The sequence below is a fragment of the Variovorax sucrosi genome, from assembly GCF_051216635.1.
In the GTDB taxonomy this organism is placed as follows: domain Bacteria; phylum Pseudomonadota; class Gammaproteobacteria; order Burkholderiales; family Burkholderiaceae_C; genus Variovorax.
In genome coordinates, this window is the sequence record NZ_JBPJZU010000006.1 from 302,172 (window position 1) to 315,149 (window position 12,978).

The 12,978-nt window shown below is 65.0% G+C and carries 14 protein-coding genes and 1 pseudogene; 11 read left to right on the plus strand and 4 right to left on the minus strand.

All coding sequences use genetic code 11. The annotated features are described in order from the left end of the window. Window positions 1-204 precede the first annotated feature (204 nt). From ACSFBE_RS14060 to ACSFBE_RS14070, 3 genes are all read right to left on the minus strand, one after another. Entirely contained in the window at window positions 205-822 is a 618-nt protein-coding gene (locus ACSFBE_RS14060; RefSeq protein ID WP_435491004.1) for a cysteine hydrolase family protein, read from the minus strand. A 161-nt stretch (window positions 823-983) separates the two neighbouring features. Then, on the minus strand, window positions 984-1,658 hold the full coding sequence (locus ACSFBE_RS14065) for a glutathione S-transferase family protein (protein WP_435491005.1): 675 nt from the start codon (window positions 1,656-1,658) through the stop codon (window positions 984-986). Between the two features lie 48 nt (window positions 1,659-1,706). After that, window positions 1,707-2,465 carry an SDR family NAD(P)-dependent oxidoreductase gene (locus tag ACSFBE_RS14070; protein ID WP_435491006.1) on the minus strand — a complete coding sequence of 253 codons (759 nt, stop codon included), beginning with the start codon at window positions 2,463-2,465 and terminating at the stop codon, window positions 1,707-1,709. Between the two features lie 167 nt (window positions 2,466-2,632). Between ACSFBE_RS14070 and ACSFBE_RS14075 the strand changes: the two genes are divergently transcribed. Continuing rightward, window positions 2,633-3,532, plus strand: a complete 900-nt coding sequence (locus ACSFBE_RS14075) for an AraC family transcriptional regulator (RefSeq protein ID WP_435491007.1) — start codon at window positions 2,633-2,635, stop codon at window positions 3,530-3,532. A 79-nt stretch (window positions 3,533-3,611) separates the two neighbouring features. Then, a pseudogene (locus tag ACSFBE_RS14080) lies at window positions 3,612-3,881 on the plus strand (integrase core domain-containing protein); the annotation flags it as partial. A 112-nt stretch (window positions 3,882-3,993) separates the two neighbouring features. On the opposite strand, the gene ACSFBE_RS14085 reads toward ACSFBE_RS14080, so the two are convergent. Further along, complete coding sequence (locus ACSFBE_RS14085) at window positions 3,994-4,755, minus strand: IclR family transcriptional regulator (RefSeq protein ID WP_435491008.1); 762 nt, start codon at window positions 4,753-4,755, stop codon at window positions 3,994-3,996. Between the two features lie 205 nt (window positions 4,756-4,960). Between ACSFBE_RS14085 and ACSFBE_RS14090 the strand changes: the two genes are divergently transcribed. From ACSFBE_RS14090 to ACSFBE_RS14130, 9 genes are read left to right on the plus strand one after another with little or no spacing between them, the layout of a single operon-like run. Then, a complete protein-coding gene (locus tag ACSFBE_RS14090) occupies window positions 4,961-6,115 on the plus strand; it encodes an ABC transporter substrate-binding protein (protein WP_435491009.1) in 1,155 nt (384 codons plus the stop codon). Between the two features lie 16 nt (window positions 6,116-6,131). Then, window positions 6,132-7,013, plus strand: coding sequence for a branched-chain amino acid ABC transporter permease (locus tag ACSFBE_RS14095; RefSeq protein ID WP_435491010.1), 882 nt, complete (start codon window positions 6,132-6,134; stop codon window positions 7,011-7,013). A gap of 1 nt (window position 7,014) precedes the next feature. Further along, window positions 7,015-7,923, plus strand: coding sequence for a branched-chain amino acid ABC transporter permease (locus ACSFBE_RS14100; protein WP_435491011.1), 909 nt, complete (start codon window positions 7,015-7,017; stop codon window positions 7,921-7,923). Continuing rightward, on the plus strand, window positions 7,920-8,702 hold the full coding sequence (locus ACSFBE_RS14105) for an ABC transporter ATP-binding protein (protein WP_435491012.1): 783 nt from the start codon (window positions 7,920-7,922) through the stop codon (window positions 8,700-8,702). Before ACSFBE_RS14100 ends, ACSFBE_RS14105 begins: the two co-directional genes overlap by 4 nt. Further along, window positions 8,695-9,423 carry an ABC transporter ATP-binding protein gene (locus ACSFBE_RS14110; protein WP_435491013.1) on the plus strand — a complete coding sequence of 243 codons (729 nt, stop codon included), beginning with the start codon at window positions 8,695-8,697 and terminating at the stop codon, window positions 9,421-9,423. Before ACSFBE_RS14105 ends, ACSFBE_RS14110 begins: the two co-directional genes overlap by 8 nt. 11 nt (window positions 9,424-9,434) lie before the next feature. Then, window positions 9,435-10,193: an SDR family NAD(P)-dependent oxidoreductase gene (locus ACSFBE_RS14115; protein ID WP_435491014.1), complete on the plus strand. Its 759-nt coding sequence runs from the start codon at window positions 9,435-9,437 to the stop codon at window positions 10,191-10,193. Between the two features lie 48 nt (window positions 10,194-10,241). Continuing rightward, the gene (locus tag ACSFBE_RS14120; protein WP_435491015.1) at window positions 10,242-11,075 is read left to right on the plus strand and encodes a polysaccharide deacetylase family protein; all 834 of its coding nucleotides are present in this window, start codon (window positions 10,242-10,244) and stop codon (window positions 11,073-11,075) included. 5 nt (window positions 11,076-11,080) lie between these two features. Then, the gene (locus ACSFBE_RS14125) at window positions 11,081-12,514 is read left to right on the plus strand and encodes an amidase (RefSeq protein ID WP_435491016.1); all 1,434 of its coding nucleotides are present in this window, start codon (window positions 11,081-11,083) and stop codon (window positions 12,512-12,514) included. After that, the gene (locus tag ACSFBE_RS14130) at window positions 12,511-12,963 is read left to right on the plus strand and encodes a GNAT family N-acetyltransferase (RefSeq protein ID WP_435491017.1); all 453 of its coding nucleotides are present in this window, start codon (window positions 12,511-12,513) and stop codon (window positions 12,961-12,963) included. The genes ACSFBE_RS14125 and ACSFBE_RS14130 overlap by 4 nt, the downstream gene beginning before the upstream one ends. Window positions 12,964-12,978 lie beyond the last annotated feature (15 nt).

Here is a 12,978-nt window from a genome sequence, read left to right on the forward strand (position 1 = left end):
CCCATCGTTGATCGTGATCACGTCGTCGGTGACGTAGCCGCCTGCGCTAGTGCCATGATCCGCGATCGTCCAATTCCCGAGCGCACTCGATACTGGCCGGGCGCGTCACAGAGCCGGCGACTTGCGGCAACGGTTGGTGGCAGGTCGATCCAGCCGGAATAGGGAAGTCCAGCTCCGTAGGGGTAAAGCTGGGCTTCTAAGTGCTTAGTTCTGCGACTGAACGAATTCCTGCGTCGTGACCGCATTGCCGTAGAACGGAAGAATTTCGTTTACGAATGACGTTTGCTGCTCTTTCGTGAAGGCCGCGGACGCATCGTAGATGACACTGGTGTTGTAGCCGAGGTCATGGGCGTTGCGCACCGTCGACTCCACGCACTGCCGCAAGGCATAGCCCATCACATAGATGTCTTCGATACGGTTGTTCCGCAGATAACTGTCCAGCGTGGTGGCGGCAAAAGCGCTGCTGCCTCCGGTGCGCTCACGGATCACATACTCTCCCGCCTTGGGCTCGAAGCCGGGGAAGAAATCGGTCTGATCGCCGAGGAAGGACTTGTATGCGGGCATCATCGTGCGCAGTCCGTATTTGCCCTTCCCGAGGACCTTGTAGGTCGGCTCTAACACCATGGTGACGTGGATCACTTCCATGTTGCGACGACGAGCCTCTTCCAGGACCTTCGCAGCGTTCGTGACCGAGGTTTCGAACTGCTCGCGATCCTGGAACTGCGGATTGATACTGCCGGTGGATGCCACCCAGTCGTTCTGATATTCGATGAGGATCAGCGCGCTCTGGCGAACGGGATTTCTGTCGAGAAGTGTGTTCATTGTTAGGATTCCTTAATTCTTAAACGGTATTTCATTTGTTGAGGCCGCGACCGCCGTCGGATGATTTCCGAACCTGGGGTTCATGCGGATTCGTCGAGGGCGAGGTATAGAACGACCCTTGCGATTTCTTCTGGTAACTACGAAGCCTTCTTGATTAGCAGTCAGTGCGCGAGGAGCGCCTGATGCTGATGGAGGTGCTGTCGGAATCGCTCGGCGTAGTCTTCTACCACTGCAGCAATGACGCTTTCTCGTGCCGCCAGTGCCACCCGCCACGCTGTGACGCGGGGAAGGTTTTCGAAGATCGGCTGCGACATCGTCGGATCGAGGATGTCGAAATAGCGGAAGATGGGCGCGAACACTGCGTCTACCATGCCGAAGGCGGCGCCGCCGAAATAGGGCCCTTCAACGAGCACCGCCTCCAATTGCTGGAGCCTGGCCCGGAACGCCGCCTGTTTTGTATCCGCAGTCGGGCGATCCTTGGCGTTGAGGAACTGCCAGGCTTCGGCGAGGGTTGCCGTGCCGAACTCGGTCCAGCCCCGCTGCCGGGCACGGGACAGCGCATCGTTGGGATACAGCCTTGCGCCGGCTTGAGTTTCCTCGAGATACTCGCAGATCACCATGCTTTCGAAAAGAACGGCGTCCGGCCCATCCGCCTGGCCTACCTTTAGCAGTGGTACCTTGCCGGTCGGCGAAAGCGTCAGAAACCAGTCCGGCTTGGCTGAGAGATCGACGTTGATCCTGTCGAACGACACGCCCTTTTCCAGAAGGACGATCGCCGCCCGTTGAACGAACGGGCAAAGCGGGTGGCTGATGAGCGTGAGGCGAGTGTCGGACATGGAGGTCTTTCGAAGTGCAGGCAAGGAACGGGCGGTATCGCGCGGGTGCTACAGCAACTGCCCGCCCGAAATGTCGAAGGTCGTGCCGTTCGCCCAACCCATATCGTCGGACAGGATGGCGGCGACCGCGCCACCGACATCGTCCGGCAGACCGACGCGACCCAATGCGATGCCCTGCGCCACATAGGCGTTCACTCCGTCGTTGTCGCGCACCGCGCCACCGCCGAAGTCAGTTGCGATGGCGCCGGGCGCGATCGCGTTCACCCGGATACGGCGCGCACCAAGCTCGACCGCCAGGTACCGGGTCAGCACCTCGACCGCAGCCTTCATCGCCGCATAGAGGCTGTAGCCCGCCATCGTGAAACGCACGAAGCCGGACGAGACGTTCAGGATGCGCCCGCCGTCCTCGATAAGGGGCAGCAGCTTTTGGGTCAGGAAGATCGGTCCACGCAGATGCGTGCTGACCAGCGATTCGAACTGCGCTTCGGTCGCATCGGCAAAGTTGGAGAAAAGACCGTTGCCGGCGTTGTTGACCAGAAAGTCGAACCGCTCGCGGCCGAAATCGGTCTTCAGGGTGTCGGCTATCTTCTCGGCAAATGCTGGGAAGCTCGTCGTGTCCGTCACATCGAGCGCCAGCATGGCGGCCTTGCCGCCCAGCGCTTCGATCTCCTGGCGCAGCGCGTCGGCTTCCGCCGCGCCGCTGCGGTACGTGCCAATGATGTGAACACCGCGTTTGGCGAGGTGCAATGCCATATTGCGGCCAAGGCCGCGGCTGGCGCCGGTAATGAGTGCGATCTGGTGGGTCATGGTTTGGGTGATGGTTGAAGGGTTTCGGCAAGGGAGGCCGCCGGATGCCCGGCTGGTGCCACAACGATAGGTGGGACGCCAATTTCAGAGGCGCCTGATCGGCTCAATGCCTTGCCCAATCGTCTCAAATTGCTTGACTGAAAGGAGAGCGGTGAGATACTTGGGGAATGAACCTTGAACTCACGCCGCACCTCGACATCGCCTTGCGCCATGCGGCGCAGGGTGTGGTGGTCACTCCGATCCCTCGCTTGGAGCTGTCCATGGGGCAGGCCTCTACGGGCAAGGCGCCGTGTCTCTATCGCTCCATGATCTGTTTCATCCTGCAAGGATCCAAACGGGTTGCGATCAATGACAAGTTGCTGACGTACGACAGCGCGCAATATCTCATCAGCGCGATCGATCTCCCTCTGAGCGGCCAGATTCTGGATGCCGGTGCGGGCCGACCTTATGTCGCGGTATCACTGGTCCTCGAACCAGCCTTGCTGGCAGAACTGGCAACGACAATGCCCTCCGTACGCGAGACCGAATCGAAGAGCATTGGCATCGAAATCAATCCAATGAGCGCCTCGTTACAAGAAGCGTTGCTTCGCTTGCTGTCGCTGCTCGACAGGCCTTCCGATATCCCCGTCCTGGCGCCAATGGCCGAGCGCGAATTGCTCTATCGTCTCTTGCAGGGGCCACACGGACAGCTGTTGCGGCAGATCGCCCAGCCCGACGGCGCGCTCGGTCGCATCCGGCAGGCCGTCGCCTGGATACGGGATAACTTCAACGTTCAGTTGCGCATCGAGGCCTTGTGCGACGCGAGCGGGATGAGCCGGGCCAGCTTGCACCGCCACTTCTCGGCCATCACTGGCCTTAGCCCCATTCAGTACCAGAAGCAGCTTCGGCTACAGGAAGCACGCCAACTGCTGCTGACCGGAGAAGACAGTGCGTCAAAGGTTGCATTCACGGTCGGCTACGAGAGCGCATCGCAGTTCAGCCGGGAATACGTCCGGCATTTCGGCGCACCGCCGGCCAGCGATGGTCGTCGATTGCGCCAAGCGATGAGTGCGCACGCAATGGCGTGACCGCAGGCCCATCGGGCGATACTTGCGAGTCGCGGATCGCCCAATACGCCAGCCAGGCAACACCGATTTGCTGGCCTAGCACGGCCTGATCGCCGGCATGAGCCGCAAAGGCAACTGCTGGGATAACGCCGTTATGAAGCGGTTTTTTTTGAGCCTGAAGATGGAGCGCATCTGGCAGCGCGACTATGCCAATCACGAGGAGGCAAAAACCGACATCGCTGACTGCAATGTCGGCCTCTACAGCTCCAACAGGCTGCATTCGACGCTTGGCTACCGTGCACCGATCGATCATGAGCGGCGGCACTCAGTGGAACGCGCTGCCTGCATTCCAGTCTATCGGCGTGTCTGAAATTGCTTAACCACAACAGTCCCGACCGGTGGCATCAGGCCCGTTGCGCGATCGATGTGTCGACACGACTGAGAGTGGGTAATACCTAGCGCAGCAGCTGAAAAAGGAACGTTCACGCTCGCCCCAGAGCACGGGCAGCCTCGATGACGAGTGGCGCAAAGCGCTGCGTGAACGACTCGCTGTTCCACTCGGAGCACGAACCCGCGATGTGAACCGCGGCGATGGGCTGGTTGTTGTGGTCGAGGATGGCGGAGCCGATCGCGATCTCGCCCAGCAGGCTCTCTTCCAGCGAAAGCCCGTAGTTGAGCGCCTTGGCTTCGGCGATCTTCAGCTTGATGCGCGCCTTGTCGGTCTCGGTCTTCGGCGTCATCGGCGCGAGCACCGAGCGCTCCAGGATGTCGTCGACCGCTTCCTCCGACAGGTGCGACATGATGGCGCGGCCCCCCGATGAGCAGTAGGTCGGGATCCGTCGGCCCACCAGCGTCGCGAAGAAGGTTTCGCGCTTACTTTGCCGGCGCAGCGCATAGATGATGGACAGGTCGTCGAACAGGCTCAGGTCGACGCGCTCGCCGGTTTGCCGCTGCAGGTCGGCCAGGATCGGCGTCGCCCGTTCGATCAACGGCGTGCCGCGCAGGAAGTCGAAAGTGCGCTCCAGCAGCTTCTTGCCCAGCACGTAGCCGCGGCCGTTCGGCCCTTTCTCCAGATAGCCCAGCGTGACCAGCGTGTGCGCCATCCGCTGGGCCGTGCTGCGGTCCATGCCGGCCTGCTCGGCCAGCTCGTTCAGGCTCAGTGGCTCGGGCCGCGCGCCCAGGGCCTCCAGCACGCTCATGCTCTTCGCCACGGACTGCACGAACAAATGATCGGGAGCGGACATCTTGGATCTTCCTGGTTGGACGCGAGGGAATGTAACCCGTCGATGGGCATGAAAGCTGCTTGCTTCCCATGTAAATGGGCTGGCGATGCTATTATACAATCGAACTGTATTGCATAGAAATACAAATGACCCAAAATGGTGGATGTGTGCTGAATCAGTGCATGTTCTTCGGCTCTTGTTGACTCCCTCGGAAGGACCCTTTGATATGAAGCGAATCGTGATGCGCCGTGCCGTGCTTGCGCTGATGGCGGCTGCCGTCGTTCCTCTGGCTGCCGCGCAAGGCAACAGCGAGCCGGTCCGGCTCGGCGTGATGCTGCCGTTGACCGGCCCGGCCGCACTGGCCGGCACATCCATCCTGGAAGGCATCCAGTTCGCCGCAGACGAAGCGAACGCCAAGGGCGGCGTTAACGGCCGCAAGGTGCAGCTCTTCATCGAGAACGACGAAGGCTCCTCGACCAAGGGCGTGACGGCGGTGCGCAAGCTGGTGGAGTCCGACAAGGTCATCGCCATCAGCGGCACGTACGTGAGCGCCGTCGCGCTGGCCTCGTCGAAGGTCGCCCGCGAGTTCAAGGTGCCGATGGTGTCGGCGGGCTCGACGTCGTCGAACGTGACCGAAGCCAACACCCCAGGCGATCCGTGGTTCTTCCGCGCATTCCCGGGCAGCGACGAGCAGGGCGAGCAGTCGGCGCGCGACATCGTCAAGAAGCTCAACGCGAAGAAGGTCGCCCTCATCCAGGAGAACTCGATCTACGGTTCCTCCCTGGCCGATCAGATGAAGAAGGTGATCCCGCAGTACGGCGGCCAGATCGTGGCGACCGAAAGCTACAACCCCGACGAGCGCGACTTCTACTCGGTGCTCACCAAGATCCGCACCAAGCAGCCCGACGCCATCTACATCGCCGGCCTGATGGACGCGGGCGCGCAGATCATCAAGCAATCCCGCGAGGCGGGTGTGAAGGCCGAACTGGTCGGCTCCGGTTCGATGATGAGCGACAAGCTCATCGAGCTGGCAGGCCCCGCTTCGGAAGGCTTCGCCGTGTCGTCGATGTTCGAGCCATCGACGCCCAACAAGGTCGGCCAGGCCTTCACCGCGGAATTCCGCAAGAAGATGAAGAAGGAACCCGACGTCTACAGCGCGCTGGGCTACGACTCGATGCACCTGCTGGTCGAAGCCGCGCGCCGCGCACCCAAGCTCGACGGCGCATCGATGCAGGCCACGCTCAAGTCGATGAAGGATGTACCGCTGGTGCAGGGCCCGGACGGCACGGTCGCCAAGTTCGACGACAAGGGCGGCGTCAGCTTCAAGATCGGCCTGGCCATCGTGCGCAACGGCAAGCGCCAGTGGCTGCCGTTCGACTGATCGATCCCGCGTCGCCATGGATTTGCTCAGCCTGTTTCCACAATTCCTGGCCAACGGGCTGGTCAACGGCGCCAGCTACGTGCTGGTGGCCGTTGGCCTGACCCTGGTCTTCGGCATTCTTCACATCGTCAACTTCGCGCACGGCGAGTTCTACATGCTGGGTGGCTATGCGGCCGTCACGGCATCGGCCGTGTTCGGTATGCCGCTCATCCCCACCTTGCTGGTGGTGGTGCTGTGTCTCGCGGCCTTCGGCATGCTGGCCGAACGCATCGTCTTCCAGCCCCTGGCCAAGCGCGACCCGAGCAACGCGATCATCGCGTCCTTCGGCCTGTCGGTGCTGCTGCAGAACGTGGCCCTGCTGGTCTTCGGCGCGCAGCCGCAATCGCTCAAGACCGACCTCGCCAGCGTGCCCGTGCAGATCGGCTCGGTCTTCCTCACCGGGCAGCGCGTGCTGATCGTGGTCGTCACCATCGCGATCGTGACGGCGCTGCTGCTGGTGCTCCGTTTCACCTGGACCGGTCGCGCCTTGCGCGCGATGGCGCAACACCCGGTCGTGGCGCAGATCAGCGGTGTGAACGTCCGCAAGATCGCCGTCATCACCTTCGCCATCGCCGCGGCCATGGCCGGCGTGGCGGGTGCCCTGATGTCGTCGGTGTTCCTCGTCCAACCCACCTCGGGCGCGATGCTCGTGATGAAGGCCTTCACCGTGGTGATCCTCGGCGGCATGGGCAGCATCGGCGGTGCCGTGATCGCCGGCGTCGGCCTGGGCGTGGTCGAGGCGATGGTGTCCGGCTACATCGGCAATGAACTGCGCGACATGATCGGCTTCTTTCTGGTCATCGCCATGCTCCTCATCCGCCCGCAGGGACTCCTGGGCCAATCCACGGAGCGTTCCTGACATGCGTTCACTTCTTGCATTGCTGGTCGCGCTCGGCGCCTTGCTGCTCTTGCCGACGATGGGTCCGGGCGGCTACGTTCTGAACATCTTCGTGATGATCTTCATCTTCGTCATCCTGGCGGTGAGTCTCGACCTGGTCATGGGTTGGGCAGGGCAGTTCTCATTCGCGCATGCGGCGTTCTTCGGCATCGGTGCGTACACCACCGCGATTCTTCAACGCGACTTCGGCACGGGCTTCTGGGTCAACCTGCCCACCGGCATGGCGGTCGCGGGCCTGTGCGGCCTGCTGCTCGGTTTGCCGGCGCTGCGGCTGCGCGGCCACTTCCTGGCGATCGTGACCATCGCGTTCCAGACCATCGTCTATCTCGCACTGACGCAGTGGAAGTCTCTCACCGGCGGTCAATTCGGCATAGAGGTGCAACCCGTTGCGGGCTTCACGTCCATCGACCGCTTCTACTACCTGGCGCTCGGCGTTAGCGTGGCCAGTGTCGCCATCGGCTGGTGCCTCACCCACTCGCGGCTCGGCATGGCGTGGCAGGCGGTGCGCGACGACGAAGTGCTGGCGCGGGCCATCGGTCTGAACACCACGGCCAGCAAGCTGGCGGCCTTCGTGCTCGCCTCGGCGCTGGCCGGCGCGGCAGGCGTGCTGGTGGCGCATCACATCCGCGGCGTGACACCCGACGACTTCACCGTGCTGAGTTCGGCCACCATCGTCGCGATGGTCGTCGTGGGCGGGCGCGGAACCATCTGGGGGCCGTTGCTCGGCGCGGTCGTCTTCACGGCCTTGCCGGAAATGCTGGGCTTCGCTGCGAAGTACAAATTGATCATCTACGGCGTGCTCATGATCGTCATGGTGATCGCGATGCCCCAAGGCGTGTTCGGTGCATGGGTCGGAAGGAAGAAGAAATGACGGCCCCCCTGCTTCGGTTCGACACGATCACGCGTCGCTTCGGCGGTCTGGTGGCACTCAACGGCATCAGCTTCGACGTGGGCGACGGCGAGATCGTGGGGCTCATCGGCCCCAACGGCTCGGGCAAGTCGACCCTGGCGAACATCGTGACCGGCGTACTGCCGCCGAGCGACGGTGCGGTCTACATGGGCGACACGCGCATCTCCGGCACGGCGCCCTGGCGCATCGCCCGCGCGGGCGTCGCGCGCACCTTCCAGATGTTGCGGCTGTTTCCGACGATGTCCGTGGCCGACAACATCGCGCTGGCGATGCAGCCCGGCCTCCAGACCGGCTATGGTGCGTCGATCTTCCGCCTGGCCTCGGCCAGCCGCGAGGACGCGGCGGTCCGTGCCAAGGCCATCGAAATGCTGTCGCTGTTCAACCTCGAGAAGTTCATCGACCAGCCCGCCACGGCGCTGTCGATCGGCCAGCAGCGGATGGTCGAGCTGGCCCGTGGGCTGGCGACCAGGCCGCGCGTCTTCGTGCTCGACGAGCCGGCCGCCGGCCTGTCGCCGCCGATGGTCGACCGGCTCATCGAGGTCATCCAACGCATGCGTGCCGACTACGGCGTGACCGTGCTGCTGGTCGAGCACGTGATGCGCGTGGTGCAGGCCGTGTGCGACCGCGTGGTGGTGCTCGACTACGGCGAGAAGATCGCCGACGCGGCGCCGTCGGTGGCCATCAACGACCCGCGCGTGATCGAGGCGTATCTGGGAACAGGACGGGCTAAGCATGCTTGAAGTGAAGAACATCGAGGCCGGCTACGGGCGGTCGAAGGTGCTGTACGGCGTGTCCTTTTCCGTGCCCAAGGGCGGGCTGACAGCGGTGCTGGGCGGCAACGGGTCGGGCAAGTCGACGACGCTCAAGGCCCTGGCCGGCTTGGTGGTGCCGACCGCCGGCGAGATCCTGCTCGATGGCCAGCGCGTCGACCAGGTGCCGGCGCACCAGATGGCGGGCAGGGGGCTCGTGTTGGTGCCGCAGGGCAAGGAAGTCTTCGCCGGCATGTCGGTCGAAGAGAACATCCTGATGGGCGCCTACCACCGGCGCAGCGAGCGGGCGCAGATCCGGCGCGACCTCGACGAGGTCTACGCGCTCTTCCCGCGGCTGGTGGTGCGCAAGAAGGCGCTCGCCGGGCTGCTGTCGGGGGGTGAGCGCCAGATGCTGTCCATCGGCCGGGCACTGCTCGCCAAGCCGCGCCTGCTGCTGCTCGACGAGCCCTCGGCCGCGCTGTCGCCCAAGGTCGTTGGCGAGATCGCGGACATCATCCGCGACCTGCGCCAGCGGGGCCTCTCGATCTTGCTCGTCGAGCAGAACGTGTCGATGGCGCTGGAGCTGGCCGACGAGATCCACATCCTGCGCGAAGGCCGCGTGGCGCATTCTTGCGTGAATGGGCCGGACGTCGACATGGCGTCGTTGCAGCAGTTCTATCTGGGCGCGGCGCCGATGCCGGCCACCCCATGAAGGCGTCGGACATGCGATTCAAGGACAAGAAGATCATCATCACCGGCGCGGCCCAGGGCATCGGCCGCGCGACGGTGGAACGGTTCGTCGCCGAGGGCGCGAGCGTACTAGCGGTCGACCTCGATTTCGGCGAGGCGGGCGGGATCGATCGGGTGAACGAGGACAACGCCGCGCGTGTGCATGCATTGGCGCTGGACCTGTCGAGCGACGACGCGCCCCGGCGCGTGGTCGAGGCGGCGCGGCAACTCGGCGGGCCGGTCGACTTCCTGGTCAACAACGCCGGCGGCGGCGGCTCCAAGGCGCTAGCACTGTCGGACGACGCGCTGATCGACCGCATCCTCGGCATCAACCTGCGCGCGGTGCTGCGCCTGACGCGCGACGTGCTGCCGATCCTGGCGGACGGCGGCAGCATCGTGAACGTCGCCTCCGTCTTCGGCGAGACCGGCTTTCCGGGCTCCACCGCCTACGCGGTCTCGAAGGCCGGCGTGTCGCAGCTCACGCGGCAGCTCGTCTCCGACCTGTCGGCACGCGGCATCCGCGTCAACGCGGTGGCGCCCGGCGTCATCCACACGGCGATGACGGCGCACCGCCTGAGCCACGACGCGGACTACAACAAGGCCATGGTCGACGCGACGCCGTTGAAGTCGATCGGCACCGGCGCGCAGGTCGCCTCGGTCATCGCCTTCCTCTGCAGCGAAGACGCCTCCTACGTCACCGGCCAGGTCATCGCCGTGGACGGCGGCTGGCTGGCCTGCCACTCGCACGCCTGAACACTGCCTGCCTTCGTCAACCTATTCCAAGAGCACAAGGACCCACTGATGAACCCCAATGATCCCGTGACCTGGCCGAACGGCGCGCGCTGCGCTGTCATGCTGGCCTTCGACTTCGACGCCGAGACGCTGTGGCTGTCGCGCGACCCTGCCAACGCCAAGCGCCCCGGCACGCTGTCGCAAGGCACCTATGGTGCCAAGGTCGGCGTGCCGAAGATCGTCGAGACGCTGAAGGACGCCGGCGTGCCCGCCACCTTCTTCGTGCCGGGCTGGACCGCCGAGCGCCACACCGACAAGGTCGAGCTGATGCTCAAGGACGGGCACGAAGTCGGCCACCACGGCTACCTGCACGAATGGATCGACCCCGACAAGCCGGAGCTCGAGGAGGAAGTCTTCGTCAAGGGACTGGAGGCGCTGCAGGCCACGGTCGGCGTCAAGCCCCTGGGCTACCGCTCGCCGGCATGGGAGACCAGCCACAACATGATCTCGCTGATCCAGAAGTACGGGCTGCGCTACGACAGCTCGCTCATGGACCAGATCAACCCCTACCGCCATGTACTGGCCGACGGCACGCCCGGCCCGATCGAGCTGCCGGTGCACTGGAGCCTGGACGATGCACCCTTCGCGCTCTTCTCCATCAAGACGCCGCGAACCATCGTCTCGAACGAGCAGGTGCTCGAGGTGTGGAAGGACGAGTTCCGCGAGATCTACCGCTGGGGCGGCCTGTACTCGCTGACCATGCACCCGCAGGTCATCGGCCGGCCGTCGCGCATCGCGATGCTGCGCGAGTTCATCGCGTGGATGCAGGGTTTTCCCAACGTCTGGTTCGCCCGGGGTGGCGACGTGGCCGATTCCTGGGCGAAAGCGGAGGCCATCGCCTGAGCGCCATGCAAGATCAAGATTACGAGAAGTCGGACGGATTGGGCCTGGCAGCGTTGCTGCGTGCGGGCGAGGTCACGTCGCAGGAACTGATGGCCTGCGCGATCCGGCTGGCGCGCCAGCGCGCGCCGGCCCTGAATGCGCTGAGCTACGAGCAGTACGACACGTCGATGGCCGTCGCGCAGCAATGGACGCCGCGCGGCGCCTTCGGCGGCATCCCGTTCCTGCTGAAGGACTCGGGGCTGGCCTCGACGCGGCTGCCGTCGAGCCTGGGCTCGACGCTGTTCAACGACATGCACTACACGCGCAACGCCACGCTGGTCGCCCGGTTCGACCAGGCCGGCTTCATTCCCTTCGCGCGCTCGACCGTGCCGGAGCTGTGCATGGCACCGACCACCGAGGCCACGCGCAACGGCGGCCCCACGCGCAACCCGTGGGATGCGAGCCGGTCGGCCGGTGGCTCGAGCGGCGGGGCCGCGGCGGCTGTGGCGGCGGGCATCGTGCCGGTCGCGCACGGCAGCGACGGCGGCGGTTCGATCCGCATCCCCGCGTCGTGCTGCGGCCTGTTCGGCCTGAAGGCCTCGCGCGGCCTGGTGCCCATGGGGCCGTTCCGTGGCGAAGGCTGGGGCGGGCTGGCGGTCGACGGCGTGCTGAGCCGGACCGTGCGCGACACCGCTGCCGCGATGGATGCCATCGCCGGCCCGGAAGCCGGCGCACCGTACCTCGGCCCGGTCTTCGAGAAGAAGCTGCTGACCTCGGTGCAAGAGGGGCTGACGCGCCCGCTGCGCATCGCGGTGTGGCGCAAGCCTTTCGGCGGCATCGATCTCGCACCGGAATGCCTGGCGGCGCTCGACGCCACGGCCCGGCTGTGCGCGTCGCTCGGCCACGAGATTGTCGAGAGGGAGACGCCGGCCTTCGACTACGAAGGCTTCGTCGACGCGCACGCCGACGTGCTGGCGGCCAACATCGTGCTGTCGGTCGACAGCCGCCTCAAGGTGCTCGGCCGGACCCTGCGCGACGACGACCTCGAACCGGCCATTCGCGACGGCTACGACATGGGCCACTCGGTGTCGGCCGCGGTCTATGCCGCCGCCATCAACCGCTTCCACGCCATCGGCCGCCTGATGGACGCCTGCCTGGACGGCGTCGACGTGCTGATGACGCCGGGCCTGGTCCAGCTGCCCGCGCCGCTGGGCGAGCTCGCCATGACGGGCGGCTTCAAGGATTTCCGCCGCCGCATGGGGCGCTACTCGACCTTCCTCGCGCTGATCAACGCGTCCGGCCAGCCCGCGGCGAGCCTGCCCACCTACTGGACACCGGCGAAACTGCCGGTCGGCACGCAGATCATGGCCCGCCTCGGGCGCGACGACCTCATTCTTCAACTGGCCGCACAGATCGAAGCCACCGGTACCTGGCAGCCCCAACTGGTAGCAGCAGCATGACAAGCACGGTCTCCATCCGCCCCCTGACCTCCGCCGACTGCGACGCCTGGGCGTCGTTGTGGAAGGGCTACCAGCAGTTCTACAAGGTCGAGATCGCGCCCGCGGTGACCGAGCGCACCTTCGCCCGGATGCTCGATGCCGCGGAGCCGATGCATTGCGCGCTCGCCGAGCGGGACGGCCGGCCGGTCGGCCTCGTGCACTTCATCTTCCATCGCTCCACCTGGACCGAAGGCGACTACTGCTACCTGCAGGACCTGTTCGTCGACCCGGCCTGCCGCAAGGGCGGGTACGGCCGTCAGTTGATCGAGCATGTGTACGACGCGGCCCGCCGGCACGGCGCCTCGCGCGTCTATTGGCTCACGCACGAATCGAACGTCGACGCGATGAAGCTGTACGACAAGGTGGCCGACCGCCCCGGCTTCGTCCAGTACCGCCGCGCGATGCCCTGACGCGCGGGAGGCGGA